This window comes from Planococcus dechangensis (assembly GCF_042654465.1).
In the GTDB taxonomy this organism is placed as follows: Bacteria; Bacillota; Bacilli; order Bacillales_A; family Planococcaceae; genus Planococcus; species Planococcus dechangensis.
Window position 1 is genome coordinate 1,725,741 of record NZ_JBHSGL010000005.1, and the last position, 24,583, is coordinate 1,750,323.

Genomic DNA, 24,583 nt, shown 5'->3' on the forward strand with positions numbered 1-24,583 from the left:
TCGCCAAGCGACTTTTGTACAACTCCTTCATTAGTGTCACGCATCCCCGTTCCGTTCATCGACACTATCTAAAGCGCGATAGACTACGATTGGACCGGATTGCCGATTCCTTTATGAATATTGACTTGATGAGGATACGGAATTTCAATGCCGTTCGCATCCAATGCTTCTTTGATTGTTTTGCGCAATTCACGCTCGACGGCCCATTGCTCGCCATTTTTCGCTTTTGCAATGATGCGCAAGGTCACATCGGAGGTCCCCAAAGCTTGCACGCCAATGACCTTTGGTGCCTCCACAATAATACCTTCTTCCATTTTCACACCCTCACAAGCTGCTTGCACGACCGCCATCGCTTCGTCGATATTTTCATCATAGGACACGCCGATATCCACAAGCGCCTGCATATTGCCGCGCGAATGGTTGCTGACGGTCGTAATGTCACGGTTCGGGATATAGTTTAGCGTCCCGTCAAAGCTGCGTATTTGCGTCGTGCGCAAGCCGACCGATTCGACGATGCCATCGATGGCACCGACCGTGACAAAATCATTCACATCAATCTGTTTTTCCAACAGCAGGAAGAAACCAGTGACCACGTCGCTGACGAGGCCTTGAGCCCCGAAGCCGATCGCGAGCCCGACGATTCCCGCCCCAGCAATGAGACTTGCTACAGAAAGCCCGAAAATATTGAAAAGAGTCGCGACCAAAATAAAAATCAATGCGTATGAAAACACATTTTCCGACAAGGCACGCAATGTCAACGCGCGGCCATTCGTCACATCGCCTTTTTTCGTCAGCCTATCGAATGAACGGTTGATCAGCTTTTTACCGATCGCCCTGACGATAGCAAATGCAATCAAAATCCCGATAACTTGAGCGGCAATGATTCCCGCATCCAGAAGCAATGCTTCCCAATTGAAACTCGCAAAATCCAACAAAAAAAATCATCCTTTCCATTCTGGTGCCGGCGCTACTGCCGAATATCCGCGCAAGGCCTATGTATTTTCCTGTTTCTTTATAACATAGATGGAGGGCTTGTTTCATTTCACAGCTGCGCTCAAAAAATAGGCAAGGTACAAAACCACATTATTTTCAATGCGATAAAATAACTTTTTCACATGCAGCGCTTACATTTTTCAAACAGGTTTGAGCTCGCCCGCAAGTGGTAGATAAAGGTAGAAACCAACTATTACCAAACTGAGGAGAGATATAAATGCCCAACATTCCAAACCCGAAAACACAATATACGACAGAAGATTTTCCGAAACAATACCAGGAAGCGCCTGGTGTACAAAACCAAATGACGCCTGTGCCGGACTGTGGCGAAAAAACGTATAAAGGCTCCGGCAAACTCGAAGGCCGCAAAGCGCTAGTCACTGGGGGCGATTCCGGAATTGGCCGTGCCGCAGCAATCGCCTATGCCAGAGAAGGTGCAGACGTAGCGATCAACTATTTGCCGGCGGAACAATCTGATGCCGATGAAGTAAAACAATTGATCGAAGCAGAAGGCCGCAAAGCTGTGTTGATCCCCGGCGACTTGAGCGATGAAGCGTTCAATAAGGAAATGGTGGAAAAAGCGAACGCTGAGCTTGGCGGATTGGACATTTTGGCATTGGTGGCCGGCAAGCAGCAAGCCGTCAAAGACATTGCCGACCTTCCGACAGAACAACTTGAAAAAACATTCCAAGTCAATGTCTTTTCCATGTACTGGACAGTGAAAGCAGCGCTGCCGTATCTTCCAGAAGGCGCGTCGATCATCACGACGAGCTCTGTGGAAGGATTTGACCCAAGCCCGATGCTGCTCGATTATTCAGCAACGAAATTCGCTATCATCGGCTTCACGAAATCCTTGTCCAAACAACTGGCGGACAAAGGCATCCGCGTCAACTCGGTCGCGCCAGGCCCAATCTGGACAGCTCTTCAAATTTCCGGCGGACAACCGCAGGAAAACATCCCGGAATTCGGCAAGGGCACACCGGAGACGCCGATCGGCCGCGCAGGACAGCCGGCAGAACTTGCTTCTGTCTATGTCTTCTTGGCTTCTATCGAATCAAGTTACGTCACAGGGCAGATCTACAGCATCACAGGCGGCATGACGACTGCCTAAACAAAGACATTCAACTCACTAGTAAAAAACTTGCTGCGCCGATACCGGTGCAGCAAGTTTTTTCTGTTGTCCACAGCCATTTCACGGCGCAAATCCATAGTAAAACAAGATGTGTGCATAGAAACCGACGAAAGAAATCATCAAAGTCACCGGGACAAATAAACCCATCATGATGATTTTGGAAACTTTTCCGACATCCAACCGCCATATGCCTTTATAGACTTGCACCCATAGGGCAATGGCTAGCGGAACGACCATCAAAAAATAGAAAATGGCAAGGCCGTTCCCAAAGACATCGAAATAATCCCGGTTCACACTATCGCTAGTCCTGAAATAACGGCTCATTCCAAAAAAGAATACAAGGAACGATAGCTGCACCACAAGCCCGTAGATAAACAGAGGAATCCTGAATTTCTCCAGGTTTCGCAGCATTCACAAGACAGCACAGTACACGATGGCGATGACAATGGCTATGTAAAAACTGATTGGGTAAAAAATAAGCGCACCACCTTTGATTATTCATGTTTCAACGAATAAATAAAATCCCGCTGGCTAATAAGCTACCAAAGCGGCTCTTCTTCATCCGTTAATTCGATCAAAAACGGATACACCGCAATAGCCGCGAAGAAGCTGGCTGCTAATAGCATTAAAGTGGTGACAGGCGATAGATTGATTAAAATACCCAACAACATGACGAGCGGCGCGATGAAAACCGTTATGCTGCTTCTTTTTCTCGACCGCGTTGTGAGGAATTGCGTTTTTTCGCAGTAAGGGCATTGGATCCCTGTTGCGAGCGTGAACATCTTTTTCACCGTCTGTTTCCAGTTCCATTGCTCGTAGCAATTCTGACAGATTGGCATAGTGTCCCTCCTTCTTAATGGTTTAAATGGACAAAGCGTATAATTTCACAATTTCGTGGCAAGTTCTCCTATAAGCCTAACAGAGAAATCCAAAAATTCCCACGTCGAATTCCAATTAACTGGGATATACAAAGGAGATTGCCTGATCATGCATGCTTTCGTCCAACGAAAAAAGACAAAACCAGAGTCCGGTTTTGCCTTTTCCACTAGCGTTCTATTATTCCATATAGCGATGCTTTCTCAAGCTATTTAAACTGCTGATTTCCTGCAGCAATTCTTCACCGATGTTCGTTTCCCGCACCTTTTTCCGCTGCAGTTCCTCGTCTACCAAGCGCTTGATCGATAGCACGTCGGTTCCATTTTGCAATACTTCTTCTTTGGAATTGAACAGCTGATGGGCGACGAGCTGCATGCCGTAGGAATTGTACAATAGCGTATAGCCGGCGATGCCGGTCGTCGATTGATACGCTTTCGAAAAGCCGCCGTCTATGACAATCATTTTGCCATTCGCTTTGACCGGGTCTTCCCCGTCGATTTCCTTGACCGGCGTATGGCCATTGATGATGCGCCCGTGTTCTGGATTCAAGTCGAATTCCGCGAGCATCTTGCGGCACATCTCTTCGTCTTCGCGCAAATGGTAATACGGGTTTTTGCGTTCTTTGTGTGTTTCTTTATCTTGGATAAAATAACGCTCGAACGTCGTCATTTCGCGTTTGCCGAATAGCGAAGAGTTTTCGCCGGTCCATTGATACCACACCATGTCGGTGGCAAAATCGTCGGTTTCTTCCGGGTGGGCAAAGGCATAGCGTGTGTACTGCTCAAATACATCAAGCAATTCGCGGCCTGCGTAGCTTTCCCCTTCGATGTCCATCTTTTTCATATCGCCGTTTTCTTCGAGTGGAATGCACCCGTGGATCAATAGATTGCCGTTGTATTGCAAGTAAAGGCTGCCTTTTTTCATGAGGAACTTCATATGGCGCGCCAGTTTTTCCGAGTGCTGGATGGAAAACAGCAATTTGTCAATCACTTGCTGTTCTTCGTCGAGCAGACGGTCCGGCTGTTCGGGATCGATTGTCGCGAAGCATGTATTTTGGAGAGCATAGGTTTTGCCGTGGATCGTTGCTTCATTTTTAGCGTAATCGACTTTCTCGAGCAGCAGGCGGTCGGTCATGTCGAAGCACGAGCGCCTTTTAATGATCGGGCTTTCGAGCTTGAATTGTATGATTGAAATGGCTTGATGGATTTTGGTGATTTGCAGCTGCTCCTGCTCGGTCAGCTTTTCATCTGAAATGCGTTTCGGGCGGAATGCCGGATTGTCGTCATAGTATTGTTCTGCCAAATTCAATAGCGGCCGCAAATTGATGCCGTAGACATCCTCGATGATATCCAAATTATTGTACCGCGCACAGATGCGGATGATGTTGGCGAGGCATACTTTCGAACCTGAGTAGGCGCCGAGCCATAACACATCATGATTGCCCCATTGAATGTCGACGGAATGATAGCCGATAAGCGTGTCCATAATTTTATGCGGATCCGGGCCCCGGTCGTATATATCCCCGACAACGTGCAAATGGTCCACCGTCAAACGCTGTGTGGTGTACGCCAGGCCGATAATGAGTTTATCCACTTGGCCCAAGGAAATGATTTGTTCAAGCATTTTCGCGTAATAGTCTTTTTTATTGGTGAATTCATCGGTTTTGTAGAGCAGTTCTTCAATAATATAAACAAACTGCTTCGGCAAGGCTTTGCGCAGTTTCGAGCGGGTGTATTTGGACGAAGCATACGAAACAAGCTTCAATAGCCGTTCGATGACTTCTATGTACCAGTCCCGCAATTCTTTTTTGCTGCTGAAATGGCTTTTGATCAATTGCAATTTCTCTTCCGGATAATAGACGAGTGTCGCAAATTCGTTCAATTCATCTTCTTGCAGTTCATCCTTGAAAAGATCCCTGATTTTCACTTTGACATTGCCGGAGCCGTTGCGCAACACATGCTGGAACGCCTGATACTCGCCGTGCAGATCACTGACGAAATGCTCGGTGCCTTTCGGCAGGTTCAAAATGGCTTCTAGATTGATGATTTCCGTTGCCACTTTTTCTTCACTATCGTATTTTTGCGCCAGTAGATCCAAATACTTTGAATTTTTCATCCAGAATCCCCCTTTCAAGCTATACACACTGAAAATAAACACTTGTTGACCACGTATATGAAAATGAATGTCGCAAAAGGAAGTGCTCTATATTTCCAGTCTATAGCAGTTCTCCTGCCGGCTCTACTATTAATTAGGGAACGCTCGGCAATTAGAGAAAAAAATCTGGGCTTTATGACGATTATATAAAGTTTGGTAAATGTTCAACGCATCACATTACTTGTAAAACTTTTAATAGGTACATAGTTACTATTTAAATTCAACATACTGGAATTATAATAAGGAAAAACTGAAAAAGGCAAACTTACCTGAAAAGGAAGGACGCAAAGCCATGAGCCTATCCACTGCCTGCGCAGTGCACGGTCGTCAGGTTGCCAGGCACCCATTTTGCGGGCCTCGGCTCACAGAATGGAGGAAGAGAATATGTTGAAGAAAGCGGCGATACTAATGTTCGCGATGTCTCTCATGCTGGCGTTTCATGCAGAAAATGTCCAAGCAAGCGGCGGAACGCCTGAAACCCGTGCTACTTGGCTATGGAATCCATGGATGTTCGTGGAAGACCAAGCTTCTGTACTGGCTTTTCTCGAAAATAAAAACGTCAATAAAGTTTACGTGCAAATCGACCGGGACATCCCGAAAAATACTTACCGCAGTTTTATAGCTCAAGCACATGCGCGCGGCATCGCCGTTTTCGCACTGGACGGTGCCCCTGCTTGGGTTGCGCCGAAGGGTTATACGAGCCAGAACTTGCTGATGAACTGGCTGAGCAATTACCAAGGCGGATCGAGTCAGCAAGCACGCTTTGACGGGATCCACCTGGACGTGGAGCCATATTTGTACAGCGGTTGGAAGTCAAACCGCGCCGCCACAGTCAAATCCTATCAAGCGCTTCTTCAAAGAGCGGCAGTAAGTTCAGCACAGCTGAACTTGCCGCTTGAAGCTGATATGCCTTTCTGGTTTGATGAAATCTCCTATAAAAACACTTACGGCAGCGGCTTATTGGCTGAATGGGTCATCAAAAACACGGACGGGGTAACGTTAATGGCTTACCGGGATTCCGCACCGATGATTATCGACATTGTCAAAAATGAAATCGCTATGGCCCAAAAACACGGCAAGAACGTTGTAGTAGGCGTGGAAACAGGTGTCACCGATGAAGGCAGCATCATCACCTTCGCTGAAGAAGGTGAAGCATATATGAATGTTCAGCTGGCTAAAGTGGCTGCCCATTATTCGCAGCATGCTGCTTATGAAGGAATTGCCATTCATCATGTCGGCAGTTGGATGACGCTCAAGCCATAAAAAATACAGACACTTCTCATGCTTTTTGGAAGTGTCTTTTTATTTTCCGGATTCTTAATTCAAGGGATTGTCAGAAGGATGTTACGAAAAAGTCAGGTTTCAAGGGGTAAATCTCTTACATGGAAGCTGATTGGTGTTATTCTATTAGTGGAAAATATTATCTATTTAATTGCCTAAATTACATATTATGGAATCTATTATCCAACCATAAACTATCCGTATATGGTCCTGTATAATTTTGCGGCATTTTTTTAAGGAGGTTGAATTGAATTGGCCCAAACAGATTATAAGGCTTTACTTGCCACTCGCATGGAACGGGACTTTTCAAAATGGACTGCCCAAGGCGACATTCAGGAGCATGAAGTCTATCGTTTTTTGCATACAATGAAAGGCACAGCAGGCACGATCGGGATGATGGAGCTGTCCGATTTTTGCACGAGCCAGCTGGACTCTTTCTCAGAGCATAGCACCACCCTGCTGCCGGTTGAGTCGCTGTCAGCTTTCATGGCGTCGTTCCGGTCTTATTTCACTGAAGAGGAAGTCTCACCCGAAGCGCTACCAAGTTTGGAAAAAGCTGTTGATCCGCCCGCTCACGGCGAAACGCTCGTCTTGGTCATCGATTCCGACGCTGAATTCGCGGCACAGCTAAAAGAGCTACTGGAGCGCCAAGGAATTCCTGTCGTCATTGCGCTGGATGGCCAAAAGGGCACGGAATTATTCTATACGCTGAATCCGCAGATGGTTCTATTGGATACGAATTTGCCGGATGTCGATGGATTCCACCTGGCCGAACGAATCGCAGAAGCCGGCAGAAGCCGCCACTTGCCGCTTGCCGTCATGAGTGAAGACGGGCATATCGACAACTACATCCGGGCAATGGAAATCGGAGCCACAGATTTCTTGCCCAAGCCATTGAATATGGCATACTTCCTTCCTTATATCGTGAATCGTCTGCGGAGCCAGGAGATCATCCTGCAAGGTGCGCGAATAGATGAATTGACTGGAGCCGGAAATCGCAACAAATTTGATGAGTCTTTGCTGCAAATGACGAATTTGGCAGAAAGAAACGGCAAGCCGTTCACCTTGGCCTTGCTCGATTTGGACTATTTCAAGAAAATCAATGATCAATATGGGTATCCGGCTGGAGATGAAGTGTTGCGGTCGTTCAGCCAACTTGTCATGAACGCGAAGCGCGATTCGGACCATTTCTTCCGTTACGGTGGAGAGGAATTCGCCTTAATCCTTCCTGAAACAAAACCCCAAGCAGCTGTTGCTTTAATGGAACGCCTGCATCAAACACTTGCTGAAACTGGATTTTCCATCATCCCTGAAGAACCGATTCATCTTACTTTTTCCGCCGGAATCAGTGAGTACCGGCTTAAGCAGGAAACGATTGTGAACAAGGCAGAACAAGCCTTATACCAAGCAAAAAGAAACGGCCGCAACCAGACAATGGTCAATGAATCTGAACAGAACGACTTTAAGCGCAAACTGAATATCGTCATTGTTGATGACGATTTACTCGTCCGCAAATTGGTCTCTAAGCAGTTTTCCAATTGGAAAGCCGAGGAGTTCGATATTCACATCGAGGAATATCCAGATGGGCTTGCTCTCGTCGATTCCGATTGGTACCGCCCTCAAGAGAATTACATGATCTTGCTCGACGGTGTCATGCCTAAAATGGATGGGCTTGAAGTACTGAGCCACTTACGCTCACAATACCCGCACGATAACATCGTGATTTCCATGCTCACTTCACGGACCAATGAATCCGACATCGTATTGGCGTTGAAAAGCGGAGCCGATGATTATATCGTCAAGCCATTTTATGCACAAGAAGTGTTAGCCCGTGTTCAGCGGCTCACGAAGAGGATGTTCAGTTGAATTTGCTGCATTTCTGGATCCTCATTGTCTCCTTATTCATCGGCCAATTGCTTCTTTTATTGATTTTAGCTTGGCGCAAACAGCAATCGAACAAACGGGAAGCCGGGATTGAGCGGCAATACAACGCCTTAACCGATTCATTTAGTTCCTATATGATGGATCCGACAGACGAACGGTTTCTTGAGGAATTGAAGCTTTCCCCGTACCGGCTCGTTGTGCTGGAGCGCTTATTGAACCATTACGTATCAGTGGCAAAAGCGGGCGCCGCTTCTCCAGCGGTTGCATATCTGTCGGAAGAGTTTCTTGCCCAGCGCTATCGCAAGCGGCTCAAGCGTAGCAACTGGGCCATGCGCATGAATACTTTGTATTTTATCGAAGATTTCCGGATGGAATCGCTCATACCGCTATTGAAAGACAAATTAGCAAAGAGCTCAAGACTCGACCAAGAGGCACAGCAATTGATCCGCACACTCGCTTCCTTGAACGAGACATCGGCCATTGCAGCGCTGGCGAAATATCCGGCTGCCCCGGCACGGCTCTATATCGATGTGTTCAAACGGCTCGATGAGCTGACCAAGTTGGATGAATTGGACGCAGCCTTGAAAAACGAAAGTTCCAATGACACGCTCAAGCACGCGGCTGTTTCGTATATCGGCATGGCCGGCATGACGCTATTTCTTCCGCGCATTGAGGAAGAATTACAGAACTCTGAGATTGAGATGCGGATTCAGGCATTGAAAGCTGTACTCCACCTTCAATACATGAATTCCCCAAGCGCTCTTGCGCCTTTTTTCCAATCTCAATCTTGGCCCGAGCGCATGTTTGCCGCGCAGATTGCAGGCAAGCTGCAATTATCGCGCTACAAAGAAACGCTTAGTGAATTGCTCGGGGATCCGGTGTGGTGGGTCCGCTACTCATCCGCCGAGGCTTTGACACAGTTTTCTGAAGGAGATATCGTGCTCACCCATCTCGCAGAAAGCCATCCCGACCGCTATGCACGCGACATGGCGAATCAATGGAAAACCTCTCTTTTAGGAAGTGAACAATGATGCAAGAATTTGCGCTGATTTTAGCCTATATCGTCATCGCTTATATGCTTTTTTCAAGCCTGAGCTACATCGGGCTTTTTGCGCTTGCGTTCGGCAAAGTGAAAAGAGAGAACAAGCTTGATAAACGGGAGTCCACAGAGGACTTTCTGAGAAATCAATCCACTTATCCAGTATCGATTTTGGTGCCTGCTTACAATGAAGAAGTCGGCGTTGTCAGCACGGTGCGCTCGCTATTGGCACTGGAATATCCTGAAAAAGAAATTATCGTCATCGATGACGGATCGAAAGACAGCACATCGATGCGGATGATTGAAGAATTCAAAATGAAGAAAGTCCCTTTCGCTGTCCGCATGCACATCGAGACCGCGGAAATAGAGGACATTTATCAGTCTTCCATCTTTCCTTACATCCGCCTCATTAAAAAAGCGAACGGCGGCAAAGCAGATGCACTGAATGCCGGGATCAATTTATCTTCTTTCCCTTATTTCTGCGCTATTGATGGGGATTCGATATTGGAATACGACGGCCTGCTAAAGTGCATGAAACCGATCATCGAATCGGATGGGCAAATCATCGTCACCGGCGGATCGGTACGAATCGCCAATGGCTCGACCATATCAAGGAGTAAAGTCGAAGTCGTCGGCCTTCCGAGAAGCCCCGTCGTTATCATGCAAGTGGTCGAGTATTTCCGTGCCTTTTTGATCGGGCGTCTCGCTTTAAGCCATTTGAATATTTTGCTGATCGTCTCTGGGGCGTTCGGCGTCTTCAACAAGGAACGGGTCATCCAGGCCGGCGGTTATAATAAAAATACAGTCGGCGAGGATATGGAATTGGTGGTCCGGCTGCACAGGCTGCTGCGCGAGGAAAAATCCAAGCAGCGCATCGAGTACATTCCCGATCCCGTATGCTGGACAGAAGCTCCCGAGTCGCTCGACGTTTTGAAGTCTCAGCGCATTCGCTGGCAGCGTGGGCTGTTTGAAACTTTGTGGACGCATAGGAAAATGATGCTGAACCCCAAATATGGTTCGATCGGTTTGTTTTCCATGCCTTATTTTTTGTTTATCGAACTTCTTGGTGCCGTATTCGAATTTATCGGCTATTTCATCATTTTCGGCGGCTTTTTCTTCTCGCTGGTCGATCCGCAGATAGCTGGAATCATGTTCTTGGTGACGGTGTTCTACGGCTCACTCATTTCGGCACTCGCCGTATTATTGGAAGAATTGACGCTCCACAAATACCCGAAAGTTTCCCATTTGATGCGCCTGTATTTCTGGGCCTTGACTGAGGCCTTTTGGTACCGCCCGCTTATGGTGCTATGGCGAGTCAGAGGCATTTTCGCCGCATTCCAAAAGAAAGCGCATTGGGGCGACATGAAACGCAAAGGAATTTCGACTTAATCGCAAGGAGGACATAGATATGAAAAAAATACTGGTCGCAGATGACGAAGACATTTTGCGCATACTGATTGCAGACACATTGGAAGACGACTTCCTGATCGAAGAAGCCGAGGACGGCAAAGAAGCCTTGGAGAAGATCCGGTCCAATGACTACGATTTGGTCGTGCTGGATTATATGATGCCTTATTTGACGGGCATGGAAGTGCTCGAGGAAGTAAGAAAAGACCAGAACGATACGAAAGTATTGATGCTGACGGCGAAAGCACAAGATGCGGACCGCGAGAAAGCGATCTTGAACGGGGCGGATTATTTCATGTCCAAACCGTTCAGCCCGATGGAACTCTTGGCGCTTGTGGAAGATATTTTGGTGTCCTGATAAGCTGTGTTCTCCGAACACTTGGATAGCCCACTGCTTCATTAAGATGCGAAAAGCTTTCGCGCCCTATGTATCTATGTAAAATTTAAAAATAGTTAACGCTACAAAAACGACCAGCCCCTAACTTAGGGGCTGGTCGTTTTTTTATTCCCTATACTCTTCCTTAGCTCTCCGGCTCGTTGTCCAGGCCGTATGTGGCGTAGAAGATGACGCCGTTTTGCTCCTGGCCGTTTTGCAGGTTCTTCATCACTTCCGATAAATTCACCGGGGCATACGGTTTGGTCAGGTAGTGATTGATCTTGTTGATTTTGTTGGCATCAGCCGATGGATCGAGGGCAGAAGAAATGACAATCGGAATCTCCTGTGTAGAAGGATCTTCTTTCATCATATCGACCAGGTCCCAGCCACTCAATTCTTCCCCGAGCATAATGTCTATGACCGCACCGACTAAAGCCGTGCGCTTTGCCTCTTTGAATGCTTCTCTTGGCGAGGTGTGGTAAATCACTTTAAAGCCATTTAGTTTCAACTCTTCTGACAGCAGCAATGCCAGGCTCATGTCGTCTTCTACGATCATCACCGTCGGGTTCTCTTCAGCGCCTTCTTGCACAGCATATTCCTGAATCCCAGACACAAGCGGTAATTCAAAGTGGATGGTCGAACCTTGCCCTTCCTGCGATTCTATCCAAATCTTGCCGTCATGCTTCAGGATGATTTCTTGGCATATTGCAAGGCCTAGCCCGGTTCCGCCGATTTTTCGGCGCGAACTATTATCGATACGCTGGAATTTGGAAAACAGCTTCGGAATGTCCTCAGCCGGGATGCCGATTCCTTCATCCTGGATCGAGACGCGCAGGTTGTTCAACTTGTTCGTCATGGAAATAGTTACATTGCCGCCTTCAGGGGAAAACTTGATGGCGTTGCCGATCAGGTTCATCAATACTTGCGCCAGCCGCTCCCGGTCGCCTTCGACTTTCACATCCGAAGCATCATCAATCAAGACGATGGAATGGGTTGTCTGTGTCCTAAATTTCTCCGCCGCTTCGATAACCAGTTCATTCATCGACAGCTTATCCATCCGGTAAACCTGGTCTCCGGACTCCATGCGCTGTAAGTCCAAAAAGTCGTTAATTAAATTCGTCAGACGTTTCGCTTCTTTATAAATTGTCTTCAAATAACGCACTTGCTTATCCGGCTTTAGTTCTTTATTGAGCAGTAGCTCCGTGAAGCCGAGCACGCTTGACAGCGGCGTCCGAAGCTCATGGCTGACGGTGCTGACCAGTTCAGATTTCATCTTGTCGACTTCGTGTTCACGTGTAATGTCACGGTGCACTAAAATGGTGCCTGTCCGCTCCCCGTCGACGATAACAGGTGTGCTATACACATCGATGACCCGTTCATATGGCTCTTTGACAGTATATTGGAACGTCTTTGCTTCGCTTTCTTTTTCTCGGATGCACATATCGAGAAACTCTACCATTGCTGATGGGTTTGTCGTTTGTTCGGCCATCCTGTGAATCCACACATCTTGTGAAATGGCGGCATCCAGCGGCGCATTTCCACAGCTCAGCATTTTGCACATCGTTTCATTGCGCTGCACCATGCTGCCATTTTTTGCAATAAACTGAATGCCTTCATTGATATTATTGACGATGCGTTCATTCAAGGTGCGTTCGTGGATTGCGGCGTCATATAATTGAATCCGGTCGATGGCCAAATGGATGCGTTTCAGTAGCCCGTCGATATCGATTTCTTCCTCTTTTGAAAAAGCCCGTCCAACGCGTGACAAGCCGATCAACGCAATGCCTTCGTTGTCTTGGTTTCTTACAGAAGCGTATAGATCGTAAATATAGACAGGGCCGTCTACAAATCCTTTTTCCTCTTGCGCTTCCCGCCTAACCGTGAAAGATTCATCTTCTCTCAGCCTGGACGACAGATAAGGGATTTGCTGGTGCTGGAACTGCTCGAACATGCTGTCGGTAAATCCTTTTAACGCATATTCACCGGAATCTGCGAGCCACAGCACACCCGTATCGATTTCATACGTATCAGTGAAATACTGAAGCGTGGCATCGATCAATTTCTGTTTATCCAAAGTAAACGACAGGATATGGTTCAAATCGTTGAAGCGAAGCAAGCGATCTTTGGTTTTCCCGGTTTCTTCCAACGCATCTTCGAGTTCTGCCTGCTTTTCCTGCAACTGGCCTTTGTTCACTAATAAAGCCTGGTTTTGGGAAGTCAGGTCTTCTTGGTTTTTGTGGATGGTGTTCATCATCTTATGGAAAGTCCTCGACAGCAAGCCGATTTCATCGGGACGTTGGAGAGGTTTATACGATACTGTCTCGCCTTGGCCGAATTCTTCGATCGATTCCCGCATTCCTTCTAGAGGCTTGACGATATCATTCATGGCCCTGTAGATAATCAAAGCGGTGATGATGAATAATAGGATGAACAATAAAACCAACGCAAAGGAAAAATTCTCTGCCTGCCGGACCATGCCCTGGTTCAATTGCTGCAACTCTGCCTCGGAAGTAGATTTATACTCATCAGCGAAAGCAACGAATTCATTCACGGTCGCATTTGTGCCATCACTAGAAATTGCCCGCAATGCAGCGTAGTCATCGTTTTGCACCGCTTCAACGGCTTGAGGGAAGACTTGTTCTTCAAACGTGGTGATGAACGTTTTTAATTCTGAAATTTGCTCTTGCTCTACCATGTTTATAGGTAAGCTCTCCAACCGGTCAATCGAATCCTTCAAGGTTTCCAATTCTACATAGGCTAGCCGGAGCTCTTCCTGGTTTTGGAAAGCATAATATCCCCTTGTCCGGAAAAACAGCTGGTTCAGCGATTCGGAGAGCTCTTGCAGGGTTTCCTGCTTTTCAGCAAGCAAATCATATTCCGCCTGCTGGTCCTGTTGCTGTTTGTTCATATAAAAATAAATTGCGGCAATCAATAGCGAACAAACAAGCAAAGAAGATAATGTTAATCGAAGATACTTATGCCTGATGCCTTTTTCCGATCGTTTATTCATGATGCCCTGCCCCCTGCCCTTTATGCATTTCTATAGCTAAAAAATTTCAAAATTTAACCTTCATTGTAAAATTTCTTCTCTTGTCATAGTATACGATTTTCACGGTTTATAGAATCTTTTTCTCTTCATCATTTCCGAAAACAGCTGATTTGAAAAACAGGCACAAAAAAAGCTTGAGGCCAAAATGGCTCAAGCTTTTAGGGAATTGTTGCGCTTATTCTCCAGACCATACTATGTAGGAGATTTGCAGCGTCAGTCGGGCGATAGACAAGCAGGGAAAAGCTGGTTTTCACTCTTGCTACCGCCACTTAAGTTTTATTTCAAAGAGGCAGTTGCGGATGCATTTTTCTGTATCAAGACAAACCCAAGCTGCTCGATAGCGATTTTCAGCGTCGCTTCCATCTTTTCCCCTTTCAAGGAATGGGCAAAATGCGGAACCTGCATCGCCATGGTAGGCAGAATGCCAGTAATGATCGGGGTAATGCCCATGATTTTCAAGGTTTTGATCAAGTCCAGCAAAGGCTGCTCGATGCGCGGATCGATTTGTGTAATTCCTGAAAAATCCATGATTAAAAAATCGATGCCTTCACTTGATTTTATAACGACATCATCAATGAGCTGATAGGCTCGCTCAAGGGTGATATGGCCGATGATCGGCAAGATGGAAATCTGGTCTGTCAGTGGAACAAGTGGGGACGATAGGGTTTGAATTTCCTTTCGTGCCTTCTCCAGTTCCAGAATATAGGTCAGCAAAGAAGACATCATTTCAAATAATTTCTGATCTTCCTCGGTAAAGGTATACGGATGCTTATCCAAGCCGCAAATGGTGCCATACACTTCCCCGTCATCAAAATAAATCGGGATGCCGATGAACGAGCCGTTATCGAACTGGGAGGCGATCGCCAATTTTCCTGCATTTGCGTCTTTTGAAATATCGTCAATTAACAGTGGCTCTTGGCCGTAATTGATCGATAAACTGCAAAAGGTCTGATCCAAAGGTGACTGGCTGTCTTCTTTCACCAATTCTTCATTTCTATTAAACGCTTTTTTAATTGTATTGGTTTTCCCATCATTTTCAGCAATGAATAAGGTATTGATCGCTAGTTGATCGCTCAGCATCTTCAGTATCTGATTGGCTGCATCATTAAAGCTCTGAAATTTCCTGGAAGGGCCAATTGTCTTATGTTCCATGATATCCCTCCTCTTAGGGCATGTACGCAAATGATATTTGCATCACTTTTTAAAGATACTATAAGAACTTCGACAATTGCAACGAACAGGGTGCTTCTACATCAGATCTAATAAAAAAGAGAGAGCCAGCAGCCCTCTCCCCCATCTTATTGCTGTTTTTTAGTTTGACGATACATCATAGTTCCAGCTCCAAGCAAGATCATCATGCTCAGTGCAACCCATAGAAGCATTGTGTTCGATTGGTTTGCAGTGCCGCCAAATCCAGTGGCCGGCATTTTTTCAGGTGCTGTGTTTTCGAAGTTCTCAGGGAATTGATCGACGATCGCGCCGCTCAATCCTTTTCCGATATCAAACATGATCGCATATCCAGCGCGGTATGTTTCATAAGATGTTGCGTAGTCACCTGCTACATATTGTTCGAATGTATCAACGACTGAGTTTTCATGCGCTTGTACGCCAGCAATGGTTTCATCCAATGGCATACGGTCTTCTGTTGCGCTGTTCAGGAACGTGCCGAGCTCTGTTGCGAATGTGCTCGTCAAGGTAGAACTTGCTTGCTCGACGCCCTGTTGATCGTCAGCAGCTGTTGCATTGGCCAAATCGCCTTGTACAGAAATGTGTTCGTTGTTCCATAGTTCCACAAATTGGTTGCTTGCTTCTTCACCGTAGACAGATGCTAGTGCTGTACGGAACTCTTCTGTGTTCTGGTCTTGTGCCCAGTCAGCGAAATCAAAGTCTTCTGCACCATTAAAGCCTTTTGTCATGCTCAATTGCGCTAAAGCAAAGTGCTCTGCAGCAATGCGGTTAACCGTTGCACGGAAATCACCTGCTGGTGTGTTCGGATCGGAGAACTGATCCGGGAACTGAGCAGAAATCGCGCCACTGATGGCACTGCCTGCTCCGAAAATTTGAGTGAAGCCATCTAGGTACGATGTATAAGCTGCTTCGTAATCTCCTTCTACATATAAATCGAATGTTTCCTGGATAAAGTCTTCATGCTCACGAAGTGCGGCAGTCGCGCCGTCTTCTGGAAGATTGCCTTCTGTTGCGGTGCCAAGGAATTCGCCCATTTCGTCAACGAACGACTGGATTTGTGCCAAAGCTTCTTCTTGCATCGCTTCATCATCCGCTTTTACTGCTGCGGCATAATCATCGGTGCCCATATTGTGCTTGTCGAAGATTTCAACAAAAGCAGCTCCGCCTTCGTCACCGTATACAGAAGCGAGGACTGGCTCCATGTCCGCAGCATTGGCATCAAGTGCGGCAACGGCTGCATCTGCGGCCTCGTCTCCATCGTATACTTTCATCATGGAATCAACAGCGAGTGCGTAATGCTCGGACAATAAGGAGTCCAATGTGGCGCGAAGTTCTACGCCTGTCGTTTCCGTCGGTGGTACTTCCTCAGCTGCCAATACGTTAGAGCCCATTCCAGGGATCAATAACGATGCTCCTAATACGGGGATTAACATTTTTTTCATGTTCATCTAAACCACTCCTTGTTTTTGTTTTCTTATAAGCTCAACGGAGCGAGTGCAAAATTAGATCATATTTTCTTAAAAAAAATTTCATATGAGTGAAGCGGTTACATTATAAAATGCGGTTTAATCCCAGAATATGGTGGTACTTTAAAGAAGTATCGTTGAAACAACAGCGAAATTACGGCCCTTCACGAGAGCCGGTTTGCTTATAAAACGAAGAGAAATTTAGAGGAGGAAAAGATGATGGGAAAACTACAAGATAAAGTAACGGTCATTACTGGCGCAGCGACAGGCATCGGGAAAGCGACGGCAGAGGTCTTTGCACAAGAAGGCGCCATCGTCCTGCTCGCGGACATCAAACAAGACGAACTGAAAGAAACGGTCGCCAAAATCAACGAAAACGGCGGCACGGCAAAAAGCTTCCAGGTGAACATCGCCAAGGAAGAGGAAGTTACAAATTTCGCGAATCAAGTGAAAGAACAATACGGAACGGTTTATGCGCTTTTCAATAACGCCGGCATCGACCAAGAAGGCGGCAAGGTCCATGAATATCCCGTCGATTTATTCGATGAAATTACAGCAACAGACTTGCGCGGCACTTTCCTGATGAGTAAGTATTTCATCCCGCTCATGATGGACGAAGGCGGAGCGATCGTCAACAACGCCTCCATGTCCGGCAGCTTTGCCGATTTAGACCGCTCAGGCTATAACGCAGCGAAAGGCGGCATCATCAACTTCACCAAATCCATCGCCATCGAATATGGCAGATCCGGCATCCGCGCAAATTCCGTATCGCCTGGAACGATTGAAACACCATTGATCGATGAACTCGCCGGATCAAAAGAGGAAGAAGCTGGCCGCGAGTTCAGAGAGAGCAATCGATGGCTCGCACCTTTAGGGCGTCTCGGCGCACCGGAAGAAATCGCCACTACCGTTTTGTTCCTCGTCTCAAGCGATAGCTCATATTTGACTGGGCAAGACATTGTAGTGGACGGCGGCATCACCGCTTACACATGGCCGGGCAAGATGGTCATGGATGACAGCTGGAAAAAAACGACCGAGAAATAATGGAAGTACGTATATAATTTTATAGAATCTTCTACTTTCGGACTTGTATTTTCACCGATATAAAGCTGAATTTAAACCAACCCCTGCAGAGACGCTTTTTTCAAAGTGGTACTCTTCGGGGGTTGGTTCATATCAATGCGCTTTTATGAATCCACCTTCTTCACTAAAGCTTGGTCCGACTTCATAAGCAGTGACCGCAAGTTAAGGAAAAGTTTATAAAGGGTAAAGCCAAGAAAACACTAACCGTTAGGGGATGGGCTTAATGGAAGCAGCCTTATTGTGGGGAGCCATTGCCGGGGCAGCCAATTTGCTCGGCGCGATTCTAGTATTGCTTGTTCCATTTCCACAGCGGTTCATCGCGTATGTGATGGCCCTTGGGACCGGCGCTTTGATCGGGGTGGTCAGTTTTGAACTATTGGGAAAAGCGCTGGAATTAGGCGGACTCGAAGAAATCGCACTCGGGTTTTTAGGCGGCGCAGCCATTTTTACAGCGTTTGATGCACTTATTAACCGCAAAGGCGGCAGGCACCGCAAGCGTTCCGGCCATGGCAGTGAGCAGCCTGCAAGTTCTGAAGAAGGAACCGGGCTTGCCATTTTCATCGGAACAGTCATGGACGCCATCCCGGAATCCGCAATGATCGGCCTCGGCATCGCACAAGGCGGTGGAGTGGGCATCGCATTAATCACAGCCATCTTCCTCAGCAATTTACCGGAAGGGATTTCGAGCACGACAGGCTTGAAAAAATCCGGATACACGACCAAGAAAGTGATGTTCATGTGGATCTCTGTAGTCATTGCCTCCACACTCAGCTCTTTGTTTGGCTTTACGCTGCTTGACCAAGCCCCTGAATCGATGCAAGCGGTCATTTCCTCGTTTGCTGCAGGTGCGATCATTGCGATGATTGCCTCTACCATGATGCCGGAAGCCCATGAAAAAGGCGGCCCACTCGTTGGATTGATTACGGCTATCGGCATCTTCATCACGCTGTTATTGCGATAAGCAACGTCGCATTCATGAATAAGAAAAAAGGCGATTGGCCAACTCCATTTCAGCTGGGTTGGCCGATCGTTTCGCTTTTAATCCGCTCAAAAAAACCCTTTCAGCTTTTCAAAGCCAAAAGGGTGCACGATTATGCCGATTGCTTGAAAAAAAATGCTCTTGAATAGAATAAGCCGATTGCGAACATCAATAAAGCGATATACGCCGGTAAAATATGGATAAAACTTGTATAACCGATGACGTAATGGATGAGTATTGCGGCACTGAACGCCGGGATGCCGCCGAATAAAAACGTATACCAGACCCACCTCTGGCCTTCCTGGAACCCCCAAAGGGCGAGCATCAACAATAGCAGGCCGACACTGACCAACGCGCTCCCGAGCCCTGCACGGTCATGGGCGATGACGGGAATCAGCCGCTCATTGATCGCCGCTATTTGCTCGGGGCTCATGCAAATGTATGCGATATCGGTCTGGACGAAAACGCCGTTGACCCCGATGATGGAAATGACCAGCCCCGCAATGGCGAGCGCAAAGCCGAGTGCCACAAATGCCAGCTGGCCCCATAGGCTCTTCTTCCACGCTTTATGGTTGGTCCGGTTGCGGGAAGATGCATGTTCTTTATGATCTTTTGACGTCCTATAGCCTTTCCAGAAAAACGGCAACAAAATCAGCCACAGGATGCCGTGGAGCCAGTCGAAATAGCCGAATCCGATAAACAACAGAATGCCGAGAAATCCTAACACGCCGGCAATATGAATGGCCCGCTTCGCCCATTCAAGCCCATAGCGGACGCCGTGCCGTGCCAATTGCATATACAGCACCCCGCCCGATATCATCGTTCCGGCGACAGTCATTCGGTCATGCTGCATAAAGCGGTAAATATTCGGGTTGATCGCGATCAGTTCCTCCCGCGTCAGACCCAGAAACGATTCGTCATACGGCATGATGACGATGGTCATGCTGACGAGCATGGCGACGGCTCCGCCCAACAGCATGAGAAACCCGAATAGCCAATGCCATATCCACCCGCTATAGATCTCGGGTGATTGTTGTTGGGTATCCAGCAAGCCTTCATTGATGCGCTTTGGCAATCCTGGGCCGCTCAACACATAGCCTGCTGTCAGCATGACCAAATCCGCTCCTGCACGGAACAATTCCAACGCATCTTTCGGTTCAGTGACGCCGCCGGAAACGACGACCGGCAGCTCGCTGTGCTTTTTAACTTCCGCTACTTTTCCGGATAAATAATCCGCTTGGGCGATGGCGTATGCCATGCCTTCACCTTCGTTCGTTCCCTGCTCATCGATGATAATGCCGTCTATTAATTTTCTCTCTGATAAATTATCAATATAGGAGACATCAAGTTGATCAGCTGGACATGCATATAACAAAGGCTGAACGATTCCTGAGCGCCTCAAAGATTGCCATTCATGGTCGGTGAAACGGTCTTCGACGATAAATGCTGAAGCATTGCTGGACATTTCCTGCAGCAAAAACAGCGTCTCATCAAAAGAGCTGGTCTTCCCGATACGGATAAAGATCGGCTTATTGAATGACCGCAAGCTTTTCAGCTTAGCGGCCGTTTGCAAGGCACCGAGCGACTCCAAGACGCGAGGAAAAACGATATTTTCCTTGGATTGGGTGAAGACCGGCGCGCCGGATTTTTCGGCCTCGCTAGTTACCGGACCGATTTCTATAAACCCCATGCCCAAATGGCCAAATGCTTTGGTCCCTGTAAGCTGAGGGTCGATTTTTCCGCTCAAGCCGACCGCATTGGAGATTTCCAATCCGAACAGATGCGTTTTCAGCTGTTCAGCAGGCGCGGTATGCCCCAAGTATTCGATTAATATACTGCCACCCGGCACCGCTGCAATCCTATGCATGCCCCGATGGATAAACTCTCTCCCTGTTTTCGCCGGCAACTCGGAAAGCACCGGCTTGAACATCGTATGGTAAGTCCAATCCGGCAAATTCTTCACGTCCTAAACTAGTATGCTATTATTTTACAGGAAACTAACGGCGAATTATATAAACGATGACGGCGCGCATCAGTTGAAACTGGTTCTTTTCTCGCGGCGCTTCTTGAAGAACAATTGGAACATCCCGTACTGAATCAAGAACAACAGCAATGCCACCAAACATAGATTGATGTAATACCAGACGCCGTCCCCGAAAAAATCCAATGGAGAAGCGGTGGTCGGACGTCCCGCCAAGTAAAGGTAATTGGCGTCCACCAGCGGATTCACAAAGAATCCGATCACTGCGGCATACATGAGCAATAAAATATAGACGAAAAACACCGAACGAACGGTGATGACAGTGGAAAATTTTACACCGAGCAGCAAGCACGCCCAAATAATCGCGGTGTGCTGGACGAAGAAAACCCAAAACCGAAAATGCTGATAGTCATATGGCATTTCCGGAGTCACCAAAGCTAGAAACGCAGGAAAGATGCCGATGAAAAAAGAGATTTTGATCCACAAAGGACGCAGCGTCAACAAGCCGAGCATCGCCGTCAGAGAAGCGACGCCACATAAGTGAAGCGGCGCATGAAGGCCGAAACTCCAAAATCCATGGAAAACGGCCCAATATTGATAAGAAATTTCCGTAATCAACAGGACGGCAAACAATGGCCAACGCAGCCAGTGAAACAGCTTGGCGTTTACAGCTAATTGGCCTTTCAAAAGAACGATGCAAAGCAATCCAGTGAGGGCGATGCCCAACACCAGCAAATGGCTAAAGGAAAAAAGTTCAAAAGAAGAATCGGACCTCGCCGCAAACCACGTTTCCATAGCCGTCCTCCTCGCAATTCGTTATGAGAATATTTTAACATTTTTGTTTAGAAGGAAGTTCGATTCTTCTGTTTTTCAATAAGACGCATTATCATTACAATCCGGGATTCTATGGGGCTATTGCCGGAACTAGTTTAAGATAACGACCTGCAGTATTAAAACTGTTCAATGAAATGAATGATAAGTTCATCAATCAAATGTAGTAAACTGTATGAAACCTATAAACTATAGATAATAAATCACCAAAAAGGAGAGTATAAATGACAGATCCCCTTATCGTTATAAAAGAACAATTCTCCAAATTAACAAACGCTCAACGAGCTATTGCGGACTATATTTTGAAAAACTCTTCGGAAGTAGCCTTTCTGACTATCAATCAACTGGCTCAACGCGTGGATACCAGCACCACAACAATTATGCGTTTAACTTCAAATCTAGGTTATAAAGGCTATAGTGAGTTTCAAAAAGGTTTGCAGCAATTATTGCGGGACCAAACCGCACCCCAAAACCGGCTAAAACTGAATTTAGAGAATATGAACAAAGATGACTTATGGGAGAAAACAATTACCCATCACCTTTACCATGTACAAAAGATGACGGAACAAATGTCGAAAGGCCAACTGGATGAAGTTGTGAAAAAAATTACTTCCTCTAACCAAATTTATTGCACAAGCGTGCGCAGCGGTCTCCCAGTCGGGCAGTATTTAAGCCACGGTCTCAATAGAACATTAGGAAATTGCAGGTTGTTAATAGCTGATGCAAGCGATTGGGTGGATGAGGTCGTGACCATGCAACCAGAAGATTTACTAATAGCCACAAGTTTTCCCCGCTACGCTGAGCGGATTATCGACTTTATAAAAGCTGCCAAAGAGCGCGGCGTAAAGATTGTTGCGATTACCGATAGTTATTCATCCCCAGTCATAGAATACGCCGATATAACGCTTATTTGTGATTCAGACAGCCTGGCTTTTCACAATTCTCCTATTTCCGCAATGGTAGTAGCCGATTATCTTATTAACGCAACCGCCTTAAGCCAATCCGAGAAAGCGAAAAAACGACTGAATCAAATCAATGATGTCTTAACAAACATGAGTTACCATCACAAGCAGTTGGGCCATAAATAGATTCTCGCTCCACTTTTCAAATGCATATGCAGCATTCAAAACTTTTCAAAAGACTCAAAAAGTCTTTTGAAAAGTTTTTTTATTGAAAATATTCTTATGTAAAGGTTTACATTTTCATTTCGTGTTGATATAGTAATAAAAATTACTTTAATCTTTATTTAAGTAATAAATATTACTAGAGGTGATTTTATGGAAAACCCGCATCCGCATAACCCTACTCATTTATTAGCACGACTAAAGAAAATCAGTTCTTCCGTCTTTGCCGATGTGATGGCTATTAACAATGTGATGGATTACCGTGTGAAGCCGGTGAACTACTCAGAGCCTCTAGTTGGGCGCGTCAGAACCGTTTCGTTACCGAAAGGGGACAATCTATTTTTGCACCATGCGATTTATCAAGTTGAACCTGACGATATTATTGTCGTTGATGGACAGGATTATAAAGAAGCCGCTTACTTAGGGGAACTCATGGCTGGGGCCGCCGAAGCATTGGGCGTCAAAGGAATTGTAATTGATGGTTTTGTACGGGATAAACAAGAGCTTGGCCAGTTAAAGATTCAAATATATGCGAAAGGTTTTTTACCTTCCGGCCCAAGTAAAGAAGGCCCTGGTTCATTTGATACGACTATTACGTGCGCAGGAGCGATGGTGGCTCCTTTCGATTACATAGTTGCAGATGAAGATGGTGTCGTAATCATCCCCCGTGAAGACGCTGAAGAAATTGTAGAAAAAGCTGAAAAAAAATTAGCATATGAACGAAACCGCCTTGAAATGATCAGCCGCTACCGGAATCAACAAATCACAGAAGAGAAATCGGCAATCGAACCCGGATGGCTGCGAGAAAAACTTGAAAAATACAATTTATAAATTTCAGGAAAGAGGCGTTAACTATGAAGATTGGATTTATAGGATTCGGTGAAGTGGGCTATGAAATGACAAAAGGATTTATTTCTCAAGATAGCCGCCATGACATATTTGTTTATGATCCTTTATACGAAAAAGCAGAAACGAAGGCGCGTGCCGAGGAAGCGCAAGCTATGCTTTTTAATACGCCTTTACACGTAGTGCAACAAGAACTCGACGTCTTGTTTGTAGCAGTTCCAGCTCCATACTCGTTTGATGCATGGAAGTCAGCTGCGTCCCATCTAACGCGTACAACTATTTGTGTAGATCTCACAACGGCTTCATCAGAAACCAAGAAGCAAATCGCATCAGAATTGCATAGCACGAACAGCAAATTTGTGGATGCCGCTATTATGGGCCCTTTAAAAGGCAACCAGCATAAAGTGCCAATGATGGTAAGTGGCAACGCATCAAAAGAGTTTATGGCATGGGGCAAGGAGTTGGAGATGAACCTCGAGTATGTAAGTGACGTTCCAGGCGATGCCACAAACATCAAATTTATCCGGAGCATCTTCACAAAAGGCCTTTCCACCCTTCTTCATGAAGTAATGGAAATAGCAGAAAAACTGGAGATGGACGAGACGATCTTAGCTTCTATTACTTCGACCATCGACAAAGAACCTTTTGAAACTGTCATGAACCGTTTAATTACCGGCAATGTTCTCCATTCAGAAAGACGTGTGAAAGAAATGGAAAATGTTATCGCCTTTATGTTGGAAAACGATGTGGAACCTCATATGACAAGAGCTACGCGCGATAAATTATTAAACATATCCAATACAGATCTAAAAGAAAGATTCCACGGGAAAGCGCCGACGCATTGGAAGCAAGTTATGCAATCGATCAATCATGGGGAATAAGTAAAGTAGGGAG

20 protein-coding genes and 1 riboswitch are annotated in these 24,583 nt (G+C 46.4%); of the genes, 11 read left to right on the plus strand and 9 right to left on the minus strand.

The window, feature by feature from the left end; translation table 11 throughout:
• Positions 1-83 precede the first annotated feature (83 nt).
• Entirely contained in the window at positions 84-935 is an 852-nt protein-coding gene (locus ACFO5U_RS11670) for a mechanosensitive ion channel family protein (protein ID WP_377279240.1), read from the minus strand.
• 275 nt (positions 936-1,210) lie between these two features.
• Between ACFO5U_RS11670 and ACFO5U_RS11675 the strand changes: the two genes are divergently transcribed.
• Complete coding sequence (locus tag ACFO5U_RS11675) at positions 1,211-2,104, plus strand: SDR family oxidoreductase (protein ID WP_377279241.1); 894 nt, start codon at positions 1,211-1,213, stop codon at positions 2,102-2,104.
• Positions 2,105-2,185: 81 nt separating this feature from the next.
• Here ACFO5U_RS11675 and ACFO5U_RS11680 read toward each other — a convergent pair whose 3' ends face one another.
• From ACFO5U_RS11680 to ACFO5U_RS11690, 3 genes are all read right to left on the minus strand, one after another.
• Positions 2,186-2,419 (minus strand): hypothetical protein, encoded by a 234-nt coding sequence (locus tag ACFO5U_RS11680; RefSeq protein WP_377279242.1) that lies wholly within the window; start codon positions 2,417-2,419, stop codon positions 2,186-2,188.
• A 245-nt stretch (positions 2,420-2,664) separates the two neighbouring features.
• Entirely contained in the window at positions 2,665-2,964 is a 300-nt protein-coding gene (locus tag ACFO5U_RS11685) for a TIGR04104 family putative zinc finger protein (protein WP_377279243.1), read from the minus strand.
• Positions 2,965-3,181: 217 nt separating this feature from the next.
• Complete coding sequence (locus ACFO5U_RS11690; RefSeq protein WP_377279244.1) at positions 3,182-5,116, minus strand: fructose-1,6-bisphosphatase; 1,935 nt, start codon at positions 5,114-5,116, stop codon at positions 3,182-3,184.
• Positions 5,117-5,403: 287 nt separating this feature from the next.
• A riboswitch (cyclic di-GMP riboswitch) is annotated at positions 5,404-5,495 on the plus strand.
• Positions 5,496-5,539: 44 nt separating this feature from the next.
• Here ACFO5U_RS11690 and ACFO5U_RS11695 point away from each other — a divergent pair.
• The 5 genes from ACFO5U_RS11695 to ACFO5U_RS11715 all read left to right on the plus strand — a co-directional run bounded on the left by ACFO5U_RS11695 (position 5,540) and on the right by ACFO5U_RS11715 (position 11,124).
• Positions 5,540-6,418, plus strand: coding sequence for a glycoside hydrolase family protein (locus ACFO5U_RS11695; protein ID WP_377279245.1), 879 nt, complete (start codon positions 5,540-5,542; stop codon positions 6,416-6,418).
• Positions 6,419-6,688: 270 nt separating this feature from the next.
• Positions 6,689-8,302 carry a GGDEF domain-containing response regulator gene (locus tag ACFO5U_RS11700; protein WP_377279246.1) on the plus strand — a complete coding sequence of 538 codons (1,614 nt, stop codon included), beginning with the start codon at positions 6,689-6,691 and terminating at the stop codon, positions 8,300-8,302.
• Positions 8,299-9,351: a HEAT repeat domain-containing protein gene (locus ACFO5U_RS11705; RefSeq protein WP_377279247.1), complete on the plus strand. Its 1,053-nt coding sequence runs from the start codon at positions 8,299-8,301 to the stop codon at positions 9,349-9,351. Before ACFO5U_RS11700 ends, ACFO5U_RS11705 begins: the two co-directional genes overlap by 4 nt.
• Complete coding sequence (locus ACFO5U_RS11710) at positions 9,348-10,748, plus strand: glycosyltransferase family 2 protein (RefSeq protein ID WP_377279248.1); 1,401 nt, start codon at positions 9,348-9,350, stop codon at positions 10,746-10,748. Before ACFO5U_RS11705 ends, ACFO5U_RS11710 begins: the two co-directional genes overlap by 4 nt.
• 19 nt (positions 10,749-10,767) lie before the next feature.
• Positions 10,768-11,124, plus strand: coding sequence for a response regulator transcription factor (locus ACFO5U_RS11715; protein ID WP_211655463.1), 357 nt, complete (start codon positions 10,768-10,770; stop codon positions 11,122-11,124).
• A gap of 163 nt (positions 11,125-11,287) precedes the next feature.
• On the opposite strand, the gene ACFO5U_RS11720 is transcribed toward ACFO5U_RS11715, so the two are convergent.
• The 3 genes from ACFO5U_RS11720 to ACFO5U_RS11730 form a co-directional block, all read right to left on the minus strand.
• Complete coding sequence (locus tag ACFO5U_RS11720) at positions 11,288-14,152, minus strand: ATP-binding protein (protein WP_377279249.1); 2,865 nt, start codon at positions 14,150-14,152, stop codon at positions 11,288-11,290.
• Between the two features lie 315 nt (positions 14,153-14,467).
• Positions 14,468-15,343, minus strand: coding sequence for a GAF domain-containing protein (locus ACFO5U_RS11725; RefSeq protein WP_377279250.1), 876 nt, complete (start codon positions 15,341-15,343; stop codon positions 14,468-14,470).
• A 146-nt stretch (positions 15,344-15,489) separates the two neighbouring features.
• Positions 15,490-16,827 carry a hypothetical protein gene (locus ACFO5U_RS11730; protein ID WP_377279251.1) on the minus strand — a complete coding sequence of 446 codons (1,338 nt, stop codon included), beginning with the start codon at positions 16,825-16,827 and terminating at the stop codon, positions 15,490-15,492.
• A gap of 237 nt (positions 16,828-17,064) precedes the next feature.
• On the opposite strand from ACFO5U_RS11730, the gene ACFO5U_RS11735 reads away from it, so the two are divergent.
• On the plus strand, positions 17,065-17,889 hold the full coding sequence (locus tag ACFO5U_RS11735; RefSeq protein WP_377279252.1) for an SDR family oxidoreductase: 825 nt from the start codon (positions 17,065-17,067) through the stop codon (positions 17,887-17,889).
• A gap of 262 nt (positions 17,890-18,151) precedes the next feature.
• A complete protein-coding gene (locus ACFO5U_RS11740) occupies positions 18,152-18,889 on the plus strand; it encodes a ZIP family metal transporter (protein ID WP_377279253.1) in 738 nt (245 codons plus the stop codon).
• 130 nt (positions 18,890-19,019) lie between these two features.
• Here ACFO5U_RS11740 and ACFO5U_RS11745 read toward each other — a convergent pair whose 3' ends face one another.
• Complete coding sequence (locus ACFO5U_RS11745) at positions 19,020-20,870, minus strand: beta/alpha barrel domain-containing protein (protein ID WP_377279254.1); 1,851 nt, start codon at positions 20,868-20,870, stop codon at positions 19,020-19,022.
• A 69-nt stretch (positions 20,871-20,939) separates the two neighbouring features.
• Complete coding sequence (locus ACFO5U_RS11750; RefSeq protein WP_377279255.1) at positions 20,940-21,683, minus strand: YwaF family protein; 744 nt, start codon at positions 21,681-21,683, stop codon at positions 20,940-20,942.
• A 260-nt stretch (positions 21,684-21,943) separates the two neighbouring features.
• On the opposite strand from ACFO5U_RS11750, the gene ACFO5U_RS11755 reads away from it, so the two are divergent.
• The 3 genes from ACFO5U_RS11755 (at position 21,944) to ACFO5U_RS11765 (ending at position 24,570) form a co-directional block, all read left to right on the plus strand.
• The gene (locus ACFO5U_RS11755; protein WP_377279256.1) at positions 21,944-22,807 is read left to right on the plus strand and encodes a MurR/RpiR family transcriptional regulator; all 864 of its coding nucleotides are present in this window, start codon (positions 21,944-21,946) and stop codon (positions 22,805-22,807) included.
• Positions 22,808-22,996: 189 nt separating this feature from the next.
• Positions 22,997-23,674, plus strand: a complete 678-nt coding sequence (locus tag ACFO5U_RS11760) for an RraA family protein (protein ID WP_377279257.1) — start codon at positions 22,997-22,999, stop codon at positions 23,672-23,674.
• Between the two features lie 23 nt (positions 23,675-23,697).
• Positions 23,698-24,570 (plus strand): NAD(P)-binding domain-containing protein, encoded by an 873-nt coding sequence (locus ACFO5U_RS11765; RefSeq protein ID WP_377279258.1) that lies wholly within the window; start codon positions 23,698-23,700, stop codon positions 24,568-24,570.
• Positions 24,571-24,583 lie beyond the last annotated feature (13 nt).

Bases quoted from the DNA above. Each gene is read 5' to 3' on its own strand.
- ACFO5U_RS11695 (WP_377279245.1), top strand. From the start codon at position 5,540: ATGTTGAAGAAAGCGGCGATACTAATGTTCGCGATGTCTCTCATGCTG.
- ACFO5U_RS11720 (WP_377279249.1), bottom strand. From the start codon at position 14,152: ATGAATAAACGATCGGAAAAAGGCATCAGGCATAAGTATCTTCGATTA.
- ACFO5U_RS11730 (WP_377279251.1), bottom strand. From the start codon at position 16,827: ATGAACATGAAAAAAATGTTAATCCCCGTATTAGGAGCATCGTTATTG.
- ACFO5U_RS11685 (WP_377279243.1), bottom strand. From the start codon at position 2,964: ATGCCAATCTGTCAGAATTGCTACGAGCAATGGAACTGGAAACAGACG.
- ACFO5U_RS11710 (WP_377279248.1), top strand. From the start codon at position 9,348: ATGATGCAAGAATTTGCGCTGATTTTAGCCTATATCGTCATCGCTTAT.
- ACFO5U_RS11740 (WP_377279253.1), top strand. From the start codon at position 18,152: ATGGAAGCAGCCTTATTGTGGGGAGCCATTGCCGGGGCAGCCAATTTG.
- ACFO5U_RS11715 (WP_211655463.1), top strand. From the start codon at position 10,768: ATGAAAAAAATACTGGTCGCAGATGACGAAGACATTTTGCGCATACTG.
- ACFO5U_RS11725 (WP_377279250.1), bottom strand. From the start codon at position 15,343: ATGGAACATAAGACAATTGGCCCTTCCAGGAAATTTCAGAGCTTTAAT.
- ACFO5U_RS11690 (WP_377279244.1), bottom strand. From the start codon at position 5,116: ATGAAAAATTCAAAGTATTTGGATCTACTGGCGCAAAAATACGATAGT.
- ACFO5U_RS11760 (WP_377279257.1), top strand. From the start codon at position 22,997: ATGGAAAACCCGCATCCGCATAACCCTACTCATTTATTAGCACGACTA.
- ACFO5U_RS11750 (WP_377279255.1), bottom strand. From the start codon at position 21,683: ATGGAAACGTGGTTTGCGGCGAGGTCCGATTCTTCTTTTGAACTTTTT.
- ACFO5U_RS11675 (WP_377279241.1), top strand. From the start codon at position 1,211: ATGCCCAACATTCCAAACCCGAAAACACAATATACGACAGAAGATTTT.
- ACFO5U_RS11765 (WP_377279258.1), top strand. From the start codon at position 23,698: ATGAAGATTGGATTTATAGGATTCGGTGAAGTGGGCTATGAAATGACA.
- ACFO5U_RS11735 (WP_377279252.1), top strand. From the start codon at position 17,065: ATGGGAAAACTACAAGATAAAGTAACGGTCATTACTGGCGCAGCGACA.
- ACFO5U_RS11755 (WP_377279256.1), top strand. From the start codon at position 21,944: ATGACAGATCCCCTTATCGTTATAAAAGAACAATTCTCCAAATTAACA.